Genomic DNA, 22,810 nt, shown 5'->3' with positions numbered 1-22,810 from the left:
GGTGGCCCCGCCTCCCAAACCGCCCCCACCCGAGCCCCGCGAGGGCCCGGGGTCGTACCCCGCAGCCCCTCCGATGGGGAGGGGCTGCGGGTACTGCTCCGATCAGGGTCGGGTACGCCGTCGGGTGCCGGCCCGGCGGGAACGGCGGCGGCCGGAACCGCCCTCGTCCTCGTCCTCCTCGGCCAGCGCGTCCGGGTCGTCCGGGGCGGCCAGCCGGGCCGACTCGCCCTGCTGACTGTCGGCGACCTCCGGCGCGGCCGGGGTCTCGGTCTCGTACCGCGACAGGTCGTAGCCCATGGTGTCGTAGTCCATGTCGGCGCTGCTCGTGGTGTCGGTCTCGGCGACCTCCACCACGGTCCGTTCGGCCGCAGCGCTCTTGCGGGCCCGACGCCGGGCGGAGGCGGTCGGCTGCTCCGTCGTCGGCGCAGTCGCCGAGGCGACCGCCTTGACCTTCTCCGCCCCACCGGAGCGGGGCTTCTCCGGCACCGGCTCGGTGTGAATGATCAGGCCACGGCCCTTGCAGCAGTCGCAGGTCTCGCTGAACGCCTCCAGCAGACCGGCACCGATCCGCTTACGGGTCATCTGCACCAGGCCCAGCGAGGTGATCTCGGTGACCTGGTGCTTGGTGCGGTCCCGGCCCAGGCACTCGGTCAGCCGACGCAGCACCAGTTCCCGGTTCGACTCCAGCACCATGTCGATGAAGTCGATCACCACGATGCCGCCGATGTCGCGCAGCCGCAGCTGGCGGACGATCTCCTCGGCCGCCTCCAGGTTGTTGCGGGTGACGGTCTCCTCCAGGTTGCCGCCCGCACCGGTGTACTTACCGGTGTTGACGTCCACCACGGTCATCGCCTCGGTCCGGTCGATGACCAGGTGGCCCCCGGAGGGCAGGAAGACCTTGCGGTCGAGCCCCTTGAGGATCTGCTCGTCGATGCGGTACTCCGCGAAGACGTCCGTGGTGCCCACGTGCCGGCGCAGCCGGGCCAGCAGGTCCGGCGAGACATGCGACAGGTACGACTCGACCATGTCGTACGACTGGTCGCCCTCGATCACCAGCTCGCGGAAGTCCTCGTTGAACAGGTCCCGGACCACCCGGATGACCAGGTCCGGCTCCTCGTAGAGCAGCACCGGGGCCCCGCCCTCGGCGGCCTTGGCCTGAATGTCCTCCCACTGCGCCTGGAGCCGCTTGACGTCACGGGCCAACTCGTCCTCGCTGGCCCCCTCGGCCGCGGTCCGGACGATCACCCCGGCACCGTCGGGCACCAACTTCTTCAGCGCGTCACGCAGGCGCTTGCGCTCGGTGTCCGGCAGCTTGCGGCTGATCCCGGAGGCGTTGCCGCCGGGCACGTACACCAGGTGCCGCCCGGAGAGCGCGACATGGCTGGTCAGCCGGGCGCCCTTGTGCCCGATCGGGTCCTTGGTCACCTGCACCAGCACCGAGTCGCCGGACTTGAGGGCCTGCTCGATCGAGCGGGCCCGACCCTCCAGGCCGCTGGTGTCCCAGTTGACCTCGCCGGCGTACAGCACCGCGTTGCGGCCCCGGCCGATGTCGACGAACGCCGCCTCCATGCTGGGCAGCACGTTCTGCACCTTGCCGAGGTAGACGTTGCCGGCCATGGTGCCGGCGGAGCTGCGGGTGACGTAGTGCTCGACGAGCACGCCGTCCTCCAGCACCGCGATCTGGGTGCGGTCGCCGCGCTGCCGGACCGCCATCACCCGGTCGACGGCTTCCCGGCGGGCCAGGAACTCGGACTCGCTGAGGATAGGCGGGCGGGTACGGCGCTGCTCACGACCGTCCCGGCGGCGTTGCCGCTTGGCCTCCAGCCGGGTCGAGCCGGAGACCCCCTGCACCTCGTCGACCGTACGACGGGGCTCCCTGATCTTCACCACGGTCGGCACGCCGTCGTCGGCGGCCCCCTCGGTGTCACCGGCACCCCGCCGACGCCGCCGCCGACGGCGACGGGTCAACCCGTCACCCTCGGTGTCCTCGCCGCCCTCGTCCGTGTCGGTCTCGGCCTCGGCCTCGGCCTCGGTCTCCTCCGCCTCGGCCGCGACGACCTCCTCGGCCTCCTCGGCCTCGCCGTCCTCGGCCTCCTCCGCGCCGCCCTTGCCGCGTCCCCGGCCCCGGCGACCACGCCGACGGCGACGCCGTCCGGCGGCGCTCTCCTCGTCGTCCTCGTCCTCGGCGGCCTCCTCGGCCTCCGCGGCGGGCTCCTCCTCGACCTCGGCCGTCACCACCGGCTCGGCCTCCCGGCGGCCACGACGACGGCGACGGGCGGGCTCCACCGGCTCCTCGACGACCTCTTCCTCGGCGGCCAGAGCGGCCGCGGCGGCGACCCGGGCGGCCGTGATCTCCTCCGGGGCCATGAACAACACCGTCGGCGCGGTGAGCGCGGCCCGACGCCGACGCGACCGCGGCTCCGGCTCCGCAGGCGGCTCCGCCTCCGGCAGCGCCGGTACCACCGGCACCGCCTTCGGGCTCGGCGCCGGTTCGCCGGCTGCTTCCGTGGCCGGCGGCGTCGGCTCGACCTCTTCGGCAGGCTCCTCAGCCGGTACGGGGGCACCCTCGGTCGAGATCGCCACGGCTGCGAAGTCGGCCCCGGCGACGGGCTCGACCGCTACCACCGGCTCCTCGGCCGTCAGTTCCTCGACCACCGGCGGCTCCGCCGGGGTCTCGACCGCCGCAGGGGTGGCCTTCCGACGCCGGGTACGGGTCACCTTGACCGGCGGTACGACATCGGCGGCGGTCGCCTCGACCTCGGCCGCGGCCAACGGCTCCTCGGTGCTCTTGGCCGCCGGGGTGGCCTTCCGGCGTCGCCGGGTGGTCTTGGGGGCGGGGTCCAGGTCACCGGAGACCGGCGCGAGGACCTCCGCCTGGGGGGCTTCCCCGCTGCCCACCGCCGGGGTGCTCGACGCCTGCACCGGAGCGTCGACCTGTTCGGGCTGGCTGGCCGGGGTGGCTCGCCGTCGGGTGGCCCGCCGTCGGGGCGGTGCCGCCTCCTCGGGGGGCGCGCCGGTCAGGTCGGCCGCACCGCTCACCGTGCCGGGGGCCTCCTCCGGCGGAGTGTCACCCGGCCCGGCGTCGCGCGCCGCGTCGACGGTGGTGGGCTCGGCGGCCGGGTTCGCACCGGTCTGTTCGCCGCCCTCGGGCTCGTTCTCGAGCATGGACGTTCTCCAGTTCTGGCTTCCCCGGGCGCGGGTGAGCGCTGCCACGCAGGGATGCCGCAAAAGGTGTTTCCCCGGGCGCACGGGGTGCGCGACCGGCGAAGTCTGCCTGCCTGGGCGCCGACCGTCGGTCAGCGTCCGCCGATGGTTGCCCCGTCGCGGTCCGCGTCCAGCGGATCCACGATCGCCCCCTGCGCGGTCAGCGTGCCCTGAGCCAGTCGGATCACCTTCGGGGCAACCGGCGGCTCCAGGCCGGCCACCACGCGGAGGCCGGAAAGGACGTCATCGGGTCGTACGGACGGGGTGACCTGCCGTACAACCAGTTCGAGTATCGCACACGGTACGGCTGATGCCCCGGAAGGCGTCGCCGACGGGGCGCTCACATCGATGGCGATGACTGCGGCCCGCGCATCGAAGGTACGCCGCCCCTGCTTGGTCATCCGCTCCACCTGCACCTGCTCGGCGGCGGTGAAGGCGGCCACGGCCTTGGCGAACACCTCGGGATCCACCTGCGGCAGCTCGATGCGCCACCGGGAGGCCTCGATCCGGTCGGGCAGCCCGCTGCCGGTGGCCACCACGGCGTCGAGCACGTCCAGGCCGGGCGAGAGGGCGGCGTCCAACGCCGTACGCAGGGCCTCCGGGTCGACCGGCTCACGCAGGCCGATCTCCAGGTACTCGGCCTCGCTGGCCACCCCGGTCGGCGCCGCGCTGGCGTACGAGATCTTGGGGTGTGGGGTGAAGCCCTGCGAGAAGGCCACCGGCACCCCGGCACGACGCAACGCCCGCTCGAACGCCCGGGCGAAGTCCCGGTGCGAGGTGAACCGCAACGGGCCCCGCTTGGCGTACCGGATCCGCACACGCTGGACGACCGGCGCCTGGCCGCCTTCGGGCTGTGGTCTCTTACTGATCTTCATGCTCCTCGCTGGCGGACCGACCGGGTCACTGCTGGGCGCCGGTGGGCAGCCGCAGGCCGTTGACCGGAGTCAACGGGAGCAGTTTCCGGCCGGTCGGGCCGATCTGGATCTCGGTGTCCATCGCCGGGCAGACCCCGCAGTCGAAGCACGGAGTCCACCGGCAGTCGTCCTGCTCGTACTCGCTGAGCGAGTCCTGCCAGTCCTGCCAGAGCCAGTCCTTGTCCAGGCCGGAGTCCAGGTGGTCCCAGGGCAGGACCTCCAACTCGTCCCGCTCGCGGGTGGTGTACCAGTCGAGATCCACCCCGAAGGTGGGCAGTACCTCGGCGGCGGCCTCCACCCAACGCTGGTACGAGAAGTGCTCGCTCCAGCCGTCGAACCGACCGCCGTTCTCCCAGACCTTGCGGATCACCGCGCCGACCCGACGGTCACCCCGGGACAGCAGCCCCTCGATCAGGGACGGCTCACCGTCGTGGTAGCGGTAGCCGATGGCCCGGCCCAGCGAGCGGTCCGCGTTGATCGCCTGCTTGAGCAGCCTGAGCCGGTGGTCGATGACCTCCGGGCGTTCCATCGCCGCCCATTGGAAGGGGGTGTGCGGCTTCGGCACGAACCCGCCGATGGAGACCGTGCACCGGATGTCCTTGGACCCGGTGGCGGCCCGACCGGCCCGGATGACCTCGTGGGCCATGTCGGCGATCTCCAGGACGTCGGCGTCGGTCTCGGTGGGCAGCCCGCACATGAAGTAGAGCTTCACCTGCCGCCACCCGTTGGTGTACGCGGTGACCACCGTACGGATCAGGTCGTCCTTGGAGACCATCTTGTTGATGACCTTGCGGATCCGCTCCGACCCGCCCTCCGGGGCGAAGGTCAGGCCGGTCCGCCGCCCGTTGCGGGACAGCTCCTGGGCCAGCTCGATGTTGAAGGCGTCCACCCGGGTCGAGGGCAGCGACAGCGACACGTTCGTGCCCTTGTACTGCTCGGCCAGGCCGGAGCACATGTCGCCGATCTCGGAGTGGTCGGCCGAGGAGAGCGACAGCAGACCCACCTCGTGGAAACCGGAGAACTCCAGCCCCTGCTGCACCATCTGCCCGACCGTGGTGATGGACCGCTCGCGTACCGGGCGGGTGATCATGCCCGCCTGGCAGAACCGGCAGCCCCGGGTGCAACCCCGGAAGATCTCCACGGCGTACCGCTCGTGCACCGTCTCGGCCAGCGGGACCAAGGGCTTCTTCGGGTACGGCCAGGCGTCCAGGTCCATCGTCGTGCGCTTGTGCACCCGGAAGGGCACGTCCGCCCGGTTCGGCACGACCCGCTGGATCCGGCCGTCGGGCAGGTAGTCCACGTCGTAGAAGCGGGGCACATAGACGCTCTCGGTACGCGCCAGCCGCAGCAGCAGCTCGTCGCGGCCCCCGGGGCAGCCCTCGGCCTTCCAGTTCCGCAGGATCGCGGTGATCTCCAGCACCGCCTCCTCGCCGTCGCCGAGCACGGCGGCGTCAACGAAGTCGGCGATCGGCTCCGGGTTGAAGGCGGCGTGCCCGCCGGCCACGATCACCGGGTCGGCGTCGGTGCGGTCCGCCGCCAGCAGCGGAATGCCGGCCAGGTCGATCGCGGTGAGCAGGTTGGTGTAGCCCAGCTCGGTGGCGAACGACACGCCGAACAGGTCGAAGTCACGCACCGGCCGGTGGGCGTCGACCGTGAACTGTGGCACCCCGTGGGTGCGCATCAGCTTCTCCAGGTCCGGCCAGACCGCGTAGGTCCGCTCGGCGAGGGTGTCGGGCAGTTCGTTGAGCACCTCGTAGAGGATCTGCACGCCCTGGTTGGGCAGGCCGACCTCGTAGGCGTCCGGGTACATCAGCGCCCAACGTACGGTCGCGGAGTCCCAGTCCTTGACCACCGCGCCCAGTTCACCACCGACGTACTGGATGGGCTTGGTCACCTGGGGCAGCAGCGGCTCCAGCCGGGGCCACACGGAATTGGCCGCGACGGGACGCGGTGTGGTGGACGGGACGCTCATGATGCTCAAGGGTACGCGCCCCCTGTCGAGGGCCGCGCCACACCTGTCCCGCCGATCGCCGGACCGCCGACCCTCAGGCCGAGGACCCTCCGGAGAGGGCCACCCGCCTGCCCGGGAGCCGCCTGATTCGGTCAGGCTGGCACAACGGTACTAACCTCGGGTCGGCGTGAGAGGAGATTGCCGCGATGCCGGAGCCGCAGCCGGGTACCGACCGGCCGGTCGACGGGACCCGTCCACAAGCACAGCGCGACGGGGAGCCGGCGGTCACTCAGGAGCAGCCCACCCCGGTGGTCCCCGGGACCCCCACCGGCCCGGACGGCACCCGGATGCTGCCCGCCGACACGCCCGATCCGACCAGCCCGCCGGCTCAGGGTGACCAGTCGGCTTCCGGGGATCAGCCGACCCGACCGAACGCCTCCGCGCCAAGCGACCCCACGGCCGCCCCGCCCGCAGCCCCCGACGCCACCGCACCGGCCGACACCGCGGACGCCGAGGTCACGGCACCAGCCGACACCACGCCCGAACGATCCGGCACCGCACCGGAACAACCCGGCTCCGGACCGCGCGCCGACGGACCGGCCACCGACCACCCGCCCACCATGATCGACCCGGAGCGCTCGGCCACCCCGCCGGCAGTCGCGGAGGTGGGTCCGCAGGGCACCCGGGTCATGCAGCAGCCCCTGCCGGAGGCCGAGCCTCCGCCGCCGCGCTGGAGCGCGGCCGCAGCCGTACCACCGGCACCGCCGCGCCGCCGGGCGTGGGGCGAGTCGGCCGAGCCGACCCCACCGCCGCCGTCGGTGGCGGCGACCCACCAGCCCGAGCACCAGACCCCGGTGGACCCCTGGGCGGGCGCCGACACCAGCGGATGGGATCTGCCCTCCGCCGACTTCCCGGCCCTGCCGCCGACCCTGTCGTACCCGGCTCCGCCGCCGACCCGCGCGCACCCGGCCCCGCCGGACCCGCCCCCGCCACCGGCCCACCAGCCGCCCTCGCCGGCCCACCAGCCGCCCTCGGTGGCCCACCAACCCCCTCCGGCGGTCTTTCCGCCGCCCGCGGCCCCGGCCCGGCCGATGACGCCGGGGTACCCGCCGCCGAACTATCCACGGCAGGTCCACCCGGCCCCGCCCTCGGCACCGGTCGGACCACCGCCGCCACCGGCCCGGGGACGCAAGGTCAAGAAGGCGCCGCCGCCCGGCTGGCAGCCCCCCGCCGGGGCCGCCCCGAAGCGCAAACGGCGCCGCTGGCCCTGGGTACTGCTGCTGACCCTGGCCTGCTGCTGCGGCTGCCCGGCCTACTACGGCACCCCGATGGTCACCCAGTACCCGGCCAATGCCGCCCTGCCCAAGCAGGTGGCGGATCTGCGGCTGCGGGAGGACCCGCGCAACGCCCAGGCCGCCCGGAAACTGGAGAACCAGACCCGCCAGGCGCATCTGCTGGCCGACGACGTCTTCGCCGGGGTCTACACCACGAGCGTCGGCAAGCGGGTGACGGTCTTCGGTGGCACCGGATTCCGGCTCACCCCCTCGGCCGACGCCGACGCCGAGATCGAACGCCTCACCGAGGAGTACTCCCTAGGGGAGGCGGAGGTGGTGGACAGCGGGGTCCGAGGGCGGCACGGGCGCTGCGCGGCGGGCCACTCCGAGGGGAGCGGGGTGGTCGTCTGCACCTCGGTCGACCACGGCAGCATCACCACGGCGGTGTTCACCAACCTGTCGATGGACGATAGTGCCCGGCTGCTCGGCACCCTGCGGGAACAGATCATCACGCCCGAATGACCTGACCCGGTTCCGACCCCTACCGGGCCTACTCGGGCCACAATCGACCCATGCCCCGGCGTTGGCTGTTCGCCGACCAACTCGGACCGCACTTCCTCGATCAGCGCCACCAGCCGGTGCTGCTGATCGAGTCCAAGGCGGTCTTCCGTCGTCGGGCCTTCCACCGGCAGAAGGCGCACCTGGTGCTCTCCGCCCTGCGGCACCGGGCGGCCGAACTGGGCGACCAGGCGATCTTCCTGCGCGCCGAGACCTACCGGCAGGCCCTGCGCCGGGTACGCGAACCGCTGGAGGTCTGCCACCCGACCTCCCGGGCGGCGCTGGACTTCGTCCGTGGGCTGGACCAGGTGACCGTACTGCCGCCCCGGGGCTTCGTCACCGGGCTGGAGGAGTTCGCCGACTGGGCGGACGCCCGACGTGGCGCCCTGCGGATGGAGACCTTCTACCGGTTCGCCCGGGAGCACCATCAGGTGCTCGTCGACGGCGCCGAGCCGGTCGGCGGGCGGTGGAGCTTCGACACCGACAACCGCAAACCCCCGCCGAAGGGCACCGAGCGGTTGGACGTACCTCCTCCGCCGATGCCCCGCGAGGACGACATCGACGCCGAGGTACGCAAGGACCTGGACCGCTGGGAGCGGGAAGGCATCCGGTTCATCGGGCGGGACGGTCCGCGCCGCTTCCCGGTCACCACCAAGGAGGCCCAGTCGCGGCTACGGCACTTCCTCAAGCATCGGCTGCCTCACTTCGGCCCGTACGAGGACGCCATGCTCGCCGGTGACCCGTGGCTGGCGCACAGCCTGCTCTCCTCCTCCTTCAACCTGGGGCTGCTGGACCCGATGGTGGCGATCCGGGGCGCGGAGCAGGCGTACCGCAAGCAGGGGGCGCCGCTGCCCGGCGTCGAGGGCTTCATCCGCCAGATCCTCGGCTGGCGGGACTTCGTCTGGAACCTGTACTGGTATTTCGAGCCCGGCTACCAACGCAGCAACGCGCTGGGGGCCCGGTCGGCGATGCCGGCCTGGTTCCGGGACCTGGACGCCGATGCGGTGCAGGCGCACTGCCTGTCGGATGTGCTGGCCGACCTGCGGGACCACGGCTGGGTGCACCACATCCCCCGGCTCATGGTGCTGGGCAACTACGCGTTGCAGCGCGGCTGGCGACCGGCCGAGGTGGTGGACTTCTTCCACCGCAGCTTCGTCGACGGCTACGACTGGGTGATGACCGTCAACGTGATCGGCATGAGCCAGTACGCCGACCTGGGACGGATGAGCACCAAGCCGTACGCGGCCGGTGGCTCGTACATCAACCGGATGAGCGACTACTGCGGCGGCTGCCGGTACGACCCGAAGGTCCGCCTGGGTGAGCGGGCCTGCCCCTTCACCGCCGGGTACTGGGCCTTCCTGGATCGCAACCGGGACCGGATCCCGGCCAACGCCCGGATGGCCCGCACGATGGCCCAGATGAACCGGCTCGACGACCTGGACGCCGTACGCGACCAGGAGAAACGCCGTTCCTCCAAGGCACCGTGACCGACGGAGGTCAGTCGACGGTCGGCTCGTCGGTGGTCTTCGGCTGAGCACGCGGCGGGGCGTACCGGGGGACGTACTCCTGACCGGTGAGCTTCTGGATCTCGGCCATCATCTCGTCGGTCATCTGCCGCAGGGAGAGCCGGTCGTCCGGGCGGCCGGTGAAGTCCAGCGGTTTGCCGAACCGGACGGTGATCTTCTTGCCGGTGAAGGGCCGCGGTACCCGGGCCCCGATCGGCTGCACCTTGTCCGTGCCGATCATGCCGACCGGGATGATCGGCACCCCGGCCGCGATGGCCAGGCGGACCGCTCCGGTACGACCCCGGTACAGCCGCCCGTCCGGCGAGCGGGTGCCCTCAGGGTAGACGACCACCAGGTCACCGCTCTTGAGCGCGGGGATGGCCGCGTCGAAGGCGGACAGGGCTGCCCGCCCACCGGCCCGCTCCACCGGGATCGCGCCGAGCCCGGTGAGCACGAACTTGGAGAAGCGTCCCTTGACCCCGATGCCGGTGAAGTACTCGGACTTGGCCCAGAAGGCCAGGTGCCGGGGTACCACCGTGCCGAGGAACAACTCGTCGGCCACGGAGAGGTGGTTGCCGGCGAAGATCGCACCGCCGGTCTCGGGTACGTGCTCCAGCCCCTCCACGGTCGGTCGGAACGCCAGCCGCAGCGTGGGCCCCACGGTGAGCTTGCCGATGGTGTAGAGCAGCGGCACTGGTCCTCCGACGATGGGTGATGTACGCAGTGGGGGGCGCTGACACCGTAGCGGACCGACGCACGTCGTCATGCGCGAGGTCGGGCGGGTCCGCTGGCTGGATGAGGGTGTCAGCGGGGGCCCCTCGCGGCGTAGCCGAGGGACCCCCGCTCACTTCCCGGTCAGGTGCGGCGTACCGCCACCGTCACGGGCTCGCCCTCACCGACCTCACCGGCGAAGCCGTCGAGGTCCTCGGCGAAGTCGACCCGCTCGGCCAGCACCTCCCGGGCCACGAAGTCGGCGTACGCCGACACCGCCTCCCGTACCGGTGCCGACGCGGCCACGGTCGCCACGATCCGGTCGGAGATGTCCAGGTCGGCGTCGCGCCGGGCCTGCTGCACCACCCGCACGACATCCCGGGCCAGCCCTTCGGCGGCCAGTTCCGGGGTGACCGTGGTGTCCAGCACCACCACCCCCTCACCACCGGGCAGGGGTGCGGAGTGCTCCGCGTCGGCCGCGACCAGCCGCAGCTCGTACTCGCCCTCGGCCAGGGTGACCCCGGCGGCGACCGGGGCGCCGTCGACCAGTTCCCACTCCCCCGCCTTGACCGCCTTGATCACCTGCTGGACCTGCTTGCCGACCCGGGGCCCGAGGGCTCGGGGCACCACGGTCAGCACCTGCTGGCAGTACGCCGACACCTCCTCGGTGAAGACGACCTGCTTGACGTTGACCTCGTCGGCCACCAGGTCGGCGAAGGGCCGCAACTGCTCGGCGACCGGGCTGGCCACGGTGAGGGTGGCCAGCGGCAGCCGCACCCGCAGACCCTTGGCCTTGCGCAGCGACAGGGCCGCCGAGGCTACCGCCCGGACGTTGTCCATCGCGGCCACCAGGTCGTGGTCGGCCGGGAACTCCTCGGCGACCGGCCAGTCGGTCAGGTGCACCGACCGCTCACCGGTCAACCCCCGCCAGATCTCCTCCGCGGTCAGCGGCGCCAGCGGCGCCACCACCCGGCACAGGGTCTCCAGCACTGTCGACAGGGTGTCGAAGGCGTCCGCGTCGCCGGACCAGAACCGGTCCCGGGAGCGGCGCACGTACCAGTTGGTCAGCGCGTCCAGGTAGGACCGCACGGTGGCGCAGGCCCCGGAGATGTCGTACGCGTCCATCTGCGCGCCGACCGTCGCCACCAGCTCGTTCGTCTTGGCCAGCACGTACCGGTCCAGCAGGTGGGTGCTGTCCGTCCGACGCCGGGCGGTGTAGCCGTCGGCGTTGGCGTAGAGGGAGAAGAAGTACCAGACGTTCCACAGCGGCAGCAGCAGCTGCCGGACGGCGTCCCGGATGCCCGACTCGGTGACCGGCATGTCCCCGCCGCGCAACACCGGGGAGGACATCAGCATCCAGCGCATCGCGTCCGAGCCGTACGAGTCGAAGACGTGGTACACGTCCGGGTAGTTGCGCAGGCTCTTGGACATCTTGCGCCCGTCGGAGCCGAGCAGGATGCCGTGGCTGAGGCAGTTGCGGAACGCCGGCCGGTCGAACAACGCCGTGGCCAGCACGTGCATGGTGTAGAACCAGCCCCGGGTCTGCCCGATGTACTCGACGATGAAGTCGCCCGGGTAGTGGTGCTCGAACCAGTCCCGGTTCTCGAACGGGTAGTGCACCTGGGCGAACGGCATCGAACCGGACTCGAACCAGCAGTCCAGCACCTCCGGCACCCGACGCATCATCGACTTGCCGGTCGGGTCGTCCGGGTTGGGGCGGACCAGGTCGTCCACCGCCGGCCGGTGCAGGTCGGTCAGGCGTACGCCGAAGTCCCGCTCGATCTCGGCCAGCGAGCCGTACACGTCGATGCGGGGGTGGTTCGGGTCGTCCGAGCGCCACACCGGGATCGGGGAGCCCCAGAACCGGTTCCGGCTGATCGACCAGTCCCGGGCGTTGGCCAGCCACTTGCCGAAAGAGCCGTCCTTGATGTGCCCCGGGGTCCAGTTGATCTGCTGGTTCAGCTCGACCATCCGGTCCTTGAACTTGCTCACCGCGACGAACCACGAGGACACCGCCTTGTAGACCAGCGGGGTGTCGCAGCGCCAGCAGTGCGGGTACGAGTGGGTGTAGGTGTCCTGCTTGAGCACCACCCCCCGGTCCTTCAGCTCCCGGATCACCGGCTTGTTGACGTCGAAGACCTGCTCGCCGACGTACGGCGGGACCAGCGCGGTGAACCGGGTGTGGTCGTCCACGGTGACGATGGTGGGGATGCCGGCGGCGTTGCAGACGTTCTGGTCGTCCTCACCGAAGGCCGGGGCCAGGTGCACGATCCCGGTACCGTCCTCGGTGGTCACGAACTCCGCTCCGAGCACCTGGTACGCGTTCCCACCGGCCTGCTCCACCAGGAAGTCGAACAGCGGGGTGTACCGGCGCCCCACCAGGTCCGCCCCGCGTACCGTGCCGACCTGCTCGTACCCCTCGAGTTCCTTGGCGTACGCGGCCACCCGCCCGGCACCCACCAGGTGACGCTCGCCGTCGCGCTCCAGCACGGCGTACTCGATGTCCGGGCCGACGGCCAGGGCCAGGTTCGACGGCAGGGTCCACGGGGTGGTGGTCCAGACACCGAGCTTGACCGGGCCACGGACCAGCTCCGGCGCGGACTCCTCGGCGGCCAGCTCGAACCACACCGTCAGGGTCGGGTCGTGCCGGTCCCGGTAGACGTCGTCCATCCGAGTCTCGGTGTTCGACAGCGGAGTCTCACACCGCCAGCAGTACGCCAGCACCCGGAAGCCCTCGTAGACCAGACCCTTGTCGTGCAGGGTCTTGAAGGCCCACATGACGCTTTCCATGTAGTCCAGGTCGAGGGTCTTGTAGTCGTTGGCGAAGTCGACCCAGCGGGCCTGCCGGGTGACGTACCGCTCCCAGTCCTGGGTGAACTCCAGCACGGAGGTGCGGCAGGCCTCGTTGAACCGGGCCACCCCCAGGTCCAGGATCTCCGCCTTGCTGGTGATGCCGAGCTGCTTCTCCGCCACCACCTCGGCGGGCAGTCCGTGGCAGTCCCAGCCGAAGCGGCGCTCCACCCGCCGACCCCGCATGGTCTGGTAGCGCGGCACCACGTCCTTGACGTATCCGGTGAACAGGTGCCCGTAGTGCGGCAGCCCGTTGGCGAAGGGCGGGCCGTCGTAGAAGACGTACTCGTTGTCGCCGTTGCGGCCGGCGTCGCGGGCCTCGACGGACGCCTCGAAGGTCTTGTCGGCCGTCCAGTGCTCCAGCACCCGGCGCTCGACCGCGGGCAGGTCCGGGCTCGCCGGGACACCGGCGGCGGTCGGGTCGTGCAACGGATAGGCCATCGCCTGTCGCTCTCCTCGCTGACACTCACTGTGTGTGGGTCTTGCGAGGACGAGCCCTTCTCCGGTACGCCGTCACCGGCGCCCCGGGCCAGGCCCGCGGTACCACCCCGCTTGACGGTCAGGATCGACCGCCCGCTCATTTGCCGGCTGTAACGGGCCGAACCCGTCCGGTTCTACTCGGGCACGAGGCCCTTTCTTCCGGAGGCTCCCCGGTGATGGCCGGATCGTCGCCAGTCCCCCCATCCTACCCTCCCCACCCACCCCCCACCTCCCCATAACCCACCCCCTCCCCACCCCCACCCCCTCTCCCACGATCTTGCACTTGTGGTCGCCCTTACGCGGCTTCTGGGTGGATATGCACCGACACAAAGTGCAAGATCAGCGGGGTGTGCGGGGTGCGTGGTGGGGGTCACAGGGGTGGGTGTCACGGCGGGGGTGGGGTGGGACGTCGTGGGGGTGTTGGAGGCACTGTCAGGAGGGGGTTGTCGTGCAGCGGATGGATGTGGCTGAGGTGGCGCCGGAGGCGTACCAGAGCGTGCTGGGGTTGGAGAAGTACGTCCGGGCCAACGTGGATCACACCGTGCTGGAGTTGGTGAAACTGCGGGCGTCGATGCTGAACGGCTGCGCGTACTGCGTCGACATGCACAGCCGGGATGCGATGGATGCCGGGGAGTCGCATCGGCGGCTGTTCGCGGTGGCGGCGTGGCGCGAAGCGCCTTTCTTCGACGAGCGGGAGCGGACCGCGCTGGCGCTCACCGACGCGGTCACCCGGCTCGGCGAGCACGGGGTGCCCGACGACGTCTGGGCGGCCGCCGCGAAGGTCTGGCCGGAGAAGTCCCTCGCTGATCTGGTGCTGGCGATCGCCACAATCAACGTGTGGAACCGGATCGCGGTGACCTTCCGCAAGGACCTGCCGGCCGAGGTGTGAGCCTGATCGACGCGGTGGAGGCGGCCGGGGCGCTCGAAGCGCACCGGCCGATGCTGCTCGGTCTGGCCTACCGGCTGCTCGGCAGCCGGCACGACGCCGAGGACGTGCTCCAGGAGGCGTACCTGCGGTGGATGCGGGTGGACCGGGCCGGCGTGGCCGAGCCGCGCCGCTACCTGTCCCGGGTGGTGACCCATCTGGCCATCGACCGGCTCCGTGCTCGGCAGGCGGCCCGGGAGGCGTACGTCGGGATGTGGCTGCCGGAGCCGGTGCCCACCGCACCGTCGCCGTTCGGCCCGCTGGAACGCGCCGAGTTGCGCGATTCGCTCGCCACCGCGCTGCTGCACCTGCTGGAACGCCTCACCCCGCCGGAGCGCGCGGTCTACGTGCTGCACACCGCCTTCGAGCTGCCGTACGCCGAGATCGCCGAGCTACTGGACCGCTCGGCCGAGGACTGCCGGCAACTGCATCATCGGGCCGGCGTGCGGATCGGCCGCGACCAGCGCCGCTTCACCGTCGACCGGGCGGAGCAGCAGCGGCTGCTGGACGCCTTCATCGCCGCCGTCGACGACGGCGACCTGGCCGCGCTGACCGACCTGGTGGCCGCCGAGGCGACCGCCTGGAGCGACGGCGGCGGCCGGGTGCGATCGGCCCGCAACCCGGTGACCGGCGTCGACCGGGTCACCCGCTTCCTGCTGGGCATCCGCGACAAGAGCTGGCCGCTCACCGTGCACCGCACGGAACTCAACGGCCAGCCGGCCGCCGTCGTGGTCACCGCGGCCGGTCACCGGTACGCCCTCACCCTCGCCACCGCCGACGGTCGGATCACCGACATCTTCCTGGTTGCGAACCCGGACAAGCTGACCTGGGCGGCCTGAACAGCCGCCCGGCCGAGTACCAGGTCGTCAGCTCAGCTCGGGGAACCAGAGTGCGATCTCGCGCTTGGCGCTGTCGGCCGAGTCGGAGGCGTGCACCAGGTTCTCCCGGTTGGACAGCGACAGGTCACCCCGGATGGTGCCGGCGGCGGCCTTGCGCCCGTCGGTGGCCCCGATCAGCCCGCGTACCACCTCGATGACCTGGTCGCCGGAGAGCACCAGGGCGACCAGCGGGCCGCTGGTCATGAAGGTCTTCAGCGGCGGGTAGAACGGCTTGTCGACATGCTCGGAGTAGTGCTCGTCGGCCAGCGTGTCGTCCATCGTCCGGGACACCATCGCGTCGATCCGCAGCCCCTTGCGCTCGAAGCGGGAGATGATCTCGCCGACCAATCCACGGCGGACCGCATCGGGCTTGATCAGTACGAGCGTGCGCTCGTCCGGGGTGCTGCTGGACACGCTGGGTTCCTCCTCGAAGCGGAAGCCGGTCGGGCTGGGTACGGTCAGCCTAGCGGCCCGGCACCGGTGGCGGCGCGGTGGTCGGGTGCTTCCCCCGATCCCCGATCCGGCCTAGCCTGGCCCTGACCACCCGGGAGGTCCACTGTGGCGAACGGCGGGAACCGGCCCATCGCACCGGTACGCAAGTTGGTCGCTACGGTGCTCGGCACCGTGGCCACCTTCGTCATCCTTTTCGGCCTGGGCATGACCAGCTGGGCCATCGTGGCGCTGGGGGTCGCCGTGCTGGCCCTGGCGATCGCGCTGGCCACGATCCGCGCCGGCGGGCGCACCTGGGTCATCGGCGCCGGGCATGTGCACAGCGCCTCGGAGCCACCCACCCAGTACGCCTTCGGGCGCTGTGAACTCCAGTTGGTGATCGACGCCCCGGGGCTGCCACCCCGGTCGAAGAAGATCATCGAGCCTCGGGTGCCGGTCTCGAAGTGGCCCTCCCTGGGGCAGAGCCTGCCGATCCGGGTGGCCCTGGACGACCAGCGGCACGTCCGGGTGCTCTGGGACGAGGTGCCCACGCACACCGAGGCCGGCCCGGTCGACCCGCCACCGGAGTACGCCGACCAGGTGCCGCCGGACGAGATCCTGATCGGTCAGGAGGCCCCGCCCTGGGCCGGCCGGGCACCGGAGGACGACTTCCCGCTGAGCGACCCGCTGGCCGGTCCCGGCGACGACGAACCGGTCGAACCGGTAGAGCCCCGGGAGACCGTACGGGTGCGCCACCGTCCCGGCGGACCGGTCGTGCTGGAGGGGACGGTGGTCGAGCAGTCGAACGACGCTCCGCTGCCCCGACGGGCCACCCCGGCACCGCGTACCCCCGCCGAGGAACGCTTCGTGGCCGCCACCACCTCCCCCGCCGCCACCACCGCCACGGTCTCCCCTGAGGCCACCGGGGAGACGCAGCCGAGCGGGACGCGGGTGGCCGACCCGATCCCCCGCCCGACCGACCCGCTGGACCCGATCGACCTGCCCCTGGACGATCCGGAACCCCGACCGGCCTGGATGACCGACCCCCAGCCGCCCTCGACGACCGCCGGCGACCCAGACTCGGCCCGGGAGATGGTTGAGGACCCCGAGGAGGCCCGCAAGCTGGATGCGGCGATCTTCGGGTACGACCCGGAGGCCCCGGACACCGCGGATCCGGCCGCACCGATCAGTGGTGTCGGCATCACCCTGTTGGTCACCGACCTGGCCCGATCCCTGGACTTCTACCAGGGTCGGCTCGGCTTCACCGAGGTCGACCGGGGCGCCGGCAACGCCGTACTGGCCTCCGGGGCTACCCGACTGGTGTTGCGGGAGGTGTCCGGCGCCCAGCCGGTGAGCCGTCGCCTGGTGCACGTCAACCTGGACGTCGACAACATCCAGGGCGCCTACGAGCGGCTCCGCGACTCCGGAGTCCGGTTCACCTACGCACCCCGGGTGGTCAACCGGGGCAGCCGGTTGGAGGTGTGGGCGGCGGCCTTCCGTGACCCGGACGGGCACGGCATCGCCCTGACCCAGTGGCGGGAGCGCGCCGAGGCATGAGCCCGCCTCGGCTCAGCCCAGGATCACCCGACGAACATGCCAGGCGTACGCCCACACCAGCGCGAACATCACCCCCAGCACGAGTAGGGACCAGTGCAGCAGCCCGGAGAGCAGCAGCAGTCCCTGCAACACCGTGCCGGCGTTCCACGCCCACGGCCGGCCCATCATTCCGGCCAGTACCGCGGCGGCCACGGCCAGGGTCACCACCGCCCCGATCGCGGCAGCGCTGAGGTCACCGCCGACCAACCGGATCGGCTGGATGGCCAGCAGCAACACCAGCGCCTCCAGGGCCAGGGTGCCGGCGCCGAGACCGCGTACCGCCCGCTGGGGGTTGCGCAGCCCCGACCGCCGCTGCTGAGGTTCCTCCGGTGCGCTCATCGCTTCAACAACCGGCGCGCGTCGGCCACGGTCACCACGGAACCGGTGACGATCACCCCGACCCCGGCCAGCTCACCGGGTACGTCCTCCTCGGCCAGGGCCACCGCCGTCTCGATCGCGTCCGGCATCTCCTCGGCCACCTCTACCCGGTCCGGTCCGAACACCTCGGCGGCGAGGGCCGCCAACTCCTTGGCCGGCAGCGCTCGTGGCGAACTGTTGCGGGTCACCACCACCTGGTCGACGACCGGCTCCAACAGCTCCAGCATGCTCGCCGCGTCCTTGTCGGCCAGGGTGGCCACCACGGCGACCAGCTTGCTGAAGGCGAACTCCTCCTGTAGGGCGGTGACCGTTGCCGTCATGCCCTGCGGGTTGTGCGCGCCGTCGAGCAGGATCGTCGGGGCGGACCGCACCCGCTCCAGCCGACCCGGGGAACTGGCGGTGGCGAAACCCTCCCGCACCGTCTCCAGGTCGAGCTGACGCCGGGCACCGGCACCGAGGAAGGCCTCCACGGCGGCGAGGGCCACCGCCGCGTTCTGCGCCTGGTGGGCGCCGTGCAGCGGGAGGAACACCTCCTCGTACACCCCGCCGAGGCCCTGCAGGGTGAGCACCTGCCCGCCGACCGCCACCGCCCGACGCAGTACGCCGAACTCCGAGCCCTCGCGGGCGATGGTGGCGCCGACCTCGGCGCAGCGTTGCAGGATCGGCCGAGCGGCCTCCTCCTCCTGAGCGGCGGCGATGACGGTCGCGCCCGGGTGGATGATGCCGGACTTGGCGACCGCGATGTCCTGCAAGGTGTCACCGAGCCACTCGGTGTGGTCCAGCCCGATCGGGGTCAGTACGCACACCCCGGCCTGGATCACGTTCGTGGCGTCCTCGGCACCCCCCAGCCCCACCTCGACCACGGCCACGTCCACCGGCGCGTCCGCGAAGGTCGCGAAGGCCAGGGCGGTGGTCATGTCGAAGTAGGTCAGCGGCTCGGCCGAGCGGTCGTCGACCAACTCGGCGAGCGGCTTGACCTCCTGGTACACGGCGGTGAACCGGGCCTCGTCCACCGGCTCGCCGTCCAGGCTGATCCGCTCCCGGACAGACTCCAGGTGCGGGCTGGTGTACCGCCCGGTGTGCAGCCCGAAGGCCCGCAACAGGGAGTCGATCATCCGGGCCGTGGAGGTCTTGCCGTTGGTGCCGGTCAGGTGGATCGAGGGGTACGCCCGCTGCGGGCTGCCCAACAGGTCGAGCAGGTCCGAGATGCGGTCCAACTCGAAGACCATCCGGGTGAATCCCCGCCCGGACAGTTCCGCCTCGACCTCGGCGAAGGCCGCCCGATCGGCGGATCTGCCCCGGTCGGTGCGCTCATCGGCGCGGCCGGGCCGTCCGGCGTCCGCCGGTCGACCCGTACCGCTGCGTTCGTTGCTGTCGGTCACGAGGGCAGCGCCTCCAGAGCGGCGTCGATACGGGTCAGGTCGGCCTCGGCGGCGGCCAGCCGATCCCGGATCTTGGCGACCACGTGCTCCGGGGCCTTGCCGACGAACGCCGGGTTGTCCAGCTTGGCCCGGGCCTGCCCGGCCTCCTTCTCGGCCGCCGCCCGGTCCTTGGTCAGCCGGGCCCGTTCGGCGGCGACGTCGATCGACCCCCGGGTGTCCAGGGCGACACTGACCTCCCCCGGCATGGCCAGGGTCGCGCTGGCCTGGAAGTCCTCACCCGGGGCGTCGAGCCGGGCCAGGGAACGGATCAGCGGCTCGTGCGCCGCGACACCGGCACCGGCCAGCCCGTCGAGCCGGGCGGCGACCCGCTGGGTCGGACGAAGCCCCTGGTCGGAGCGGAACCGGCGGACCTCGGTGACCACCCGTTGCAGGGTGGCGATCTCCGCCTCCGCGCCGCTGTCGATCCGGGCCCGGTCGGCGACCGGCCAGGCGGCCGTCATCACGGTCTCCCCGCCGGTCAGGGCGGTCCACAGCTCCTCGGTGACGAAGGGGATCACCGGGTGCAGCAGCCGCAGCAACTGGTCCAGCACGTGCCCGAGGACCCGACGGCTGGTGTCGGCGGCGGCTCCCCCGGCGGCCAGCACCGGCTTGCTCAACTCCACGTACCAGTCGCAGACGTCGTCCCAGGCGAAGTGGTAGAGCAGGTCACAGACCTTGGCGAACTCGTACGCCTCGAACTGCTCGTCCACCTCCGCGGTGACCTGCGCCAGCCGGGACAGGATCCACCGGTCGACCGTCGACAGCTCGGCCGCCTCCGGCAGGGGTCCCTCGGTGTGCGCGCCGTTGAGCAGCGCGAACCGGGTGGCGTTCCACAGCTTGTTGCAGAAGTTGCGCGACCCTTGACACCAGTCCTCGCTGACCGGCACGTCACCGCCCGGGTTGGCGCCCCGAGCCAGGGTGAACCGGGTCGCGTCGGCCCCGTACCGGTCGATCCAGTCCAGGGGGTCGACCACGTTGCCGAAGGACTTGGACATCTTCTTGCCGTGCTCGTCGCGGACCATCCCGTGCAGGGCGATCACGTCGAAGGGCTGGTTGCCGTCCATCGCGTACAGGCCGAACATCATCATCCGGGCGACCCAGAAGAACAGGATGTCGTACCCGGTGACCAGCACGCTGGTCGGGTAGAACTTCGCCAGCTCGGGGGTCTGCTCCGGCCAGCCCAGGGTGGAGAACGGCCACAGCCCGCTGGAGAACCAGGTGTCCAGCACGTCCTCGTCCTGGTGCCAGCCCTCGCCGGTCGGCGGCTGCTCGTCGGGTCCGACGCAGACCACCTCGCCGTCCGGGCCGTACCAGACCGGGATGCGGTGACCCCACCACAACTGCCGGGAGATGCACCAGTCGTGCATGTTGTCGACCCAGGCGAAGTAGCGCTTGGCCAGCTCCGCCGGTTCGATCGCGACCCGCCCGTCGCGCACCGCGTCACCGGCCGCCTTGGCCAGCGGGGAGGTGTTGACGAACCACTGCAACGACAGCCGCGGCTCGACCGTGGTCCGGCACCGCGAGCAGTGCCCGACAGCGTGCACGTACGGCCGCTTCTCGGCCACGATGCGCCCTTCGGCGCGCAGGGCGGCGACGATCGCCGGACGGGCCTCGAACCGGTCCAGCCCCTCGAACGGGCCGGGCGCGGTGATCACGCCCCGCTCGTCCATCACCGTCAGCGCCGGCAGGTCGTGCCGCTGCCCGATCTCGAAGTCGTTCGGGTCGTGCGCCGGGGTCACCTTCACCATGCCGGTACCGAAGGTCGGGTCGACATGGGTGTCACCGACGATCGGGATCCGGCGGCCGGTCAGCGGCAGCTCGACCTCGGTGCCGATCAGGTGCCGGTAGCGCTCGTCGTCCGGGTGCACCGCCACCGCGGTGTCACCGAGCATGGTCTCGGCCCGGGTGGTGGCCACCACCACCTCATCGCTGTAGCGGATCGAGACCAGCTCACCCTCGTCGTCGGAGTGCTCCACCTCGATGTCGGACAGGGCGGTGAGACACCGCGGACACCAGTTGATGATCCGGTTCGCCCGGTAGATCAGGCCGTCGTCGTACAGCTTCTTGAACATCGTCAGTACGGCCCGGGACAGGCCCTCGTCCATGGTGAAGCGCTCCCGGTCCCAGTCGACCGAGTCGCCGAGGCGACGCATCTGGCCGAGGATCGCGCCCCCGGACTCCGCCTTCCACTGCCACACCCGCTCGACGAACTTCTCCCGGCCGAGGTCGTGGCGGGACTGGCCCTGCGCGGCCAGCTGCCGCTCGACCACGTTCTGGGTGGCGATACCGGCGTGGTCCATGCCGGGCAGCCACAGCGCCTCGAAGCCCTGCATCCGCTTACGCCGCACCAGGGCGTCCTGCACGGTGTGGTCGAGCGCGTGGCCCATGTGCAGGGAGCCGGTGACATTGGGGGGCGGGATGACGATGGTGAACGGCGGCTTGTCGCTGCTGGCCGACGCCCGGAAACGACCGTCGGCTACCCACTGCTCGTACCGTCGCTGCTCTACCTCGCCGGGCTGGTACTGGCCGGCGATGGTCGGGGCGTCGGGGCGTCGGGTATCCACATTCTCGGTCACCTAAGAAAGTCTACGGAGGGCTTCAGCGGACCCGACGTGGGCCACCGGTGATGTCGCGTACGGTGGCGGCTATGTCCGATCCACATCTCACCGCCCGCCACCTGGACGGGGGTGCTCCCCCGGTCAACCTGACCGACGAGCCGATCGAGCTGGGCAACCGGGACCGGCAGACGGCCACAGAACGCGCTGCGGCCCCTGGTCGGCGGCGCCGGGTCGGCATAGCGGTACTGGCGGTGCTGGCCCTTACCGGCGCGGGAGCCCTGGGCACCTGGGGCTGGCGGATCGCCGAGCAGAAGGACACCCGGATCGCGACCCCGGACCAGGTGGCGGGGCTGACCCGCGACGACAGCGAACGCGCCGTGAGCACCGCCGACTACCTGCGCAGCGGCCTGGCCGCGGACATCCAGTTGGACACCAGCTTCGGTGCCGTCTACCAGGACCCTGCCGACGACCGCCGATCGGTGCTGTTGTTCGGGGGTACCACCCTGCTCTGGCAGCCGGAACGGGACCTGGAGAGCCTCTTCGGCCTGATGTCCGACGAGACCGGGGCGGTGGCCGGCCTGCGTAACGTGTCCTCGGGCCGACTCGGCGGAGTGATGAAGTGCGGCAGGACCAGCGGCGAGGGTGGCGACTTCGCGGTCTGCGGGTGGGCTGACCACGGCAGCGTGGCCATCGCCATGTTCCCCTTCCGCCCGGTAGACGAGGCCGCCGACTTGCTGCGCCAGATCCGGGAGACCGTACAGACCCGCGACTGACCCCCACCCCCGTCGGCCGGCTTACCTCCGCGAGACCTTGGCCGTCCGGCGGTCATGCCCACTGCTCCGACCCTGGCCGTCCCGACCGGCAGTCTTGCCCGCCACGGTCTCCGTCGTCCGAACTCTCGCCGTCCGTCGGCTCTTGGTTCGGTCAGCCCCTGCTGCCCGGCGGTCCCTGTGGCTGGGGGGACCTCTGCTGTTGTCCCTCGGTTCCTTTGCTCTGCTTCAACCGACGCAACGGTTTTGACCGCTTGTTGTTGCGGTGGTTGAACCGGAATTCGGGGCAGGGAATAGGGGTAGATAAACGATTTGAGGGCCACCCCATTGGGGTGGCCCTCATATCGAAGTGTGTCCGGCGGTGTCCTACTCTCCCACACCCTCCCGAGTGCAGTACCATCGGCGCTG

General features: G+C 71.5%; 15 protein-coding genes. 6 read left to right on the top strand and 9 right to left on the bottom strand.

Annotated elements, in window-relative coordinates:
• Positions 1-102 precede the first annotated feature (102 nt).
• The 3 genes from ABZ795_RS21455 to ABZ795_RS21445 form a co-directional block, all read right to left on the bottom strand.
• Positions 103-3,165: an Rne/Rng family ribonuclease gene (locus ABZ795_RS21455; RefSeq protein WP_357531609.1), complete on the bottom strand. Its 3,063-nt coding sequence runs from the start codon at positions 3,163-3,165 to the stop codon at positions 103-105.
• 131 nt (positions 3,166-3,296) lie between these two features.
• Positions 3,297-4,079, bottom strand: coding sequence for a TIGR03936 family radical SAM-associated protein (locus tag ABZ795_RS21450; RefSeq protein WP_357531608.1), 783 nt, complete (start codon positions 4,077-4,079; stop codon positions 3,297-3,299).
• A gap of 25 nt (positions 4,080-4,104) precedes the next feature.
• Positions 4,105-6,090: a TIGR03960 family B12-binding radical SAM protein gene (locus ABZ795_RS21445; protein WP_357531607.1), complete on the bottom strand. Its 1,986-nt coding sequence runs from the start codon at positions 6,088-6,090 to the stop codon at positions 4,105-4,107.
• A 185-nt stretch (positions 6,091-6,275) separates the two neighbouring features.
• On the opposite strand from ABZ795_RS21445, the gene ABZ795_RS21440 reads away from it, so the two are divergent.
• Both ABZ795_RS21440 and ABZ795_RS21435 read left to right on the top strand, forming a co-directional pair.
• Positions 6,276-7,865: a hypothetical protein gene (locus tag ABZ795_RS21440; RefSeq protein ID WP_357531606.1), complete on the top strand. Its 1,590-nt coding sequence runs from the start codon at positions 6,276-6,278 to the stop codon at positions 7,863-7,865.
• 50 nt (positions 7,866-7,915) lie between these two features.
• Positions 7,916-9,388 (top strand): cryptochrome/photolyase family protein, encoded by a 1,473-nt coding sequence (locus ABZ795_RS21435; protein WP_357531605.1) that lies wholly within the window; start codon positions 7,916-7,918, stop codon positions 9,386-9,388.
• Positions 9,389-9,398: 10 nt separating this feature from the next.
• Here ABZ795_RS21435 and ABZ795_RS21430 read toward each other — a convergent pair whose 3' ends face one another.
• Together ABZ795_RS21430 and ileS are read right to left on the bottom strand one after the other, a co-directional pair.
• Entirely contained in the window at positions 9,399-10,100 is a 702-nt protein-coding gene (locus ABZ795_RS21430) for a lysophospholipid acyltransferase family protein (protein ID WP_357531604.1), read from the bottom strand.
• Positions 10,101-10,261: 161 nt separating this feature from the next.
• Complete coding sequence (gene ileS / locus ABZ795_RS21425) at positions 10,262-13,408, bottom strand: isoleucine--tRNA ligase (RefSeq protein ID WP_357531603.1); 3,147 nt, start codon at positions 13,406-13,408, stop codon at positions 10,262-10,264.
• 496 nt (positions 13,409-13,904) lie between these two features.
• Here ileS and ABZ795_RS21420 point away from each other — a divergent pair, with 496 nt between their 5' ends.
• Both ABZ795_RS21420 and sigJ read left to right on the top strand, forming a co-directional pair.
• Entirely contained in the window at positions 13,905-14,336 is a 432-nt protein-coding gene (locus ABZ795_RS21420) for a carboxymuconolactone decarboxylase family protein (protein ID WP_357531665.1), read from the top strand.
• Positions 14,333-15,211, top strand: a complete 879-nt coding sequence (sigJ, locus tag ABZ795_RS21415) for an RNA polymerase sigma factor SigJ (protein ID WP_357531602.1) — start codon at positions 14,333-14,335, stop codon at positions 15,209-15,211. Before ABZ795_RS21420 ends, sigJ begins: the two co-directional genes overlap by 4 nt.
• Before the next feature lie 27 nt (positions 15,212-15,238).
• Here sigJ and ndk read toward each other — a convergent pair whose 3' ends face one another.
• Positions 15,239-15,664, bottom strand: a complete 426-nt coding sequence (gene ndk, locus ABZ795_RS21410; RefSeq protein ID WP_357531601.1) for a nucleoside-diphosphate kinase — start codon at positions 15,662-15,664, stop codon at positions 15,239-15,241.
• A gap of 144 nt (positions 15,665-15,808) precedes the next feature.
• Between ndk and ABZ795_RS21405 the strand changes: the two genes are divergently transcribed.
• Positions 15,809-17,236 (top strand): VOC family protein, encoded by a 1,428-nt coding sequence (locus ABZ795_RS21405; protein ID WP_357531600.1) that lies wholly within the window; start codon positions 15,809-15,811, stop codon positions 17,234-17,236.
• A gap of 12 nt (positions 17,237-17,248) precedes the next feature.
• On the opposite strand, the gene ABZ795_RS21400 is transcribed toward ABZ795_RS21405, so the two are convergent.
• From ABZ795_RS21400 to ABZ795_RS21390, 3 genes are all read right to left on the bottom strand, one after another.
• The gene (locus ABZ795_RS21400; protein ID WP_327024490.1) at positions 17,249-17,614 is read right to left on the bottom strand and encodes a DUF4233 domain-containing protein; all 366 of its coding nucleotides are present in this window, start codon (positions 17,612-17,614) and stop codon (positions 17,249-17,251) included.
• The gene (locus ABZ795_RS21395; protein WP_357531664.1) at positions 17,611-18,882 is read right to left on the bottom strand and encodes a folylpolyglutamate synthase/dihydrofolate synthase family protein; all 1,272 of its coding nucleotides are present in this window, start codon (positions 18,880-18,882) and stop codon (positions 17,611-17,613) included. Before ABZ795_RS21395 ends, ABZ795_RS21400 begins: the two co-directional genes overlap by 4 nt.
• 149 nt (positions 18,883-19,031) lie before the next feature.
• Positions 19,032-21,650 (bottom strand): valine--tRNA ligase, encoded by a 2,619-nt coding sequence (locus ABZ795_RS21390; protein ID WP_357531599.1) that lies wholly within the window; start codon positions 21,648-21,650, stop codon positions 19,032-19,034.
• 71 nt (positions 21,651-21,721) lie between these two features.
• On the opposite strand from ABZ795_RS21390, the gene ABZ795_RS21385 reads away from it, so the two are divergent.
• A complete protein-coding gene (locus tag ABZ795_RS21385) occupies positions 21,722-22,405 on the top strand; it encodes a hypothetical protein (RefSeq protein WP_357531598.1) in 684 nt (227 codons plus the stop codon).
• Positions 22,406-22,810 lie beyond the last annotated feature (405 nt).

The organism is Micromonospora sp. NPDC047134 (genome assembly GCF_040643455.1).
Taxonomy (GTDB): Bacteria; Actinomycetota; Actinomycetes; order Mycobacteriales; family Micromonosporaceae; genus Micromonospora.
Note: the sequence above shows the minus strand (reverse complement) of the source record. Positions and strands in the feature narration are given on the sequence as shown.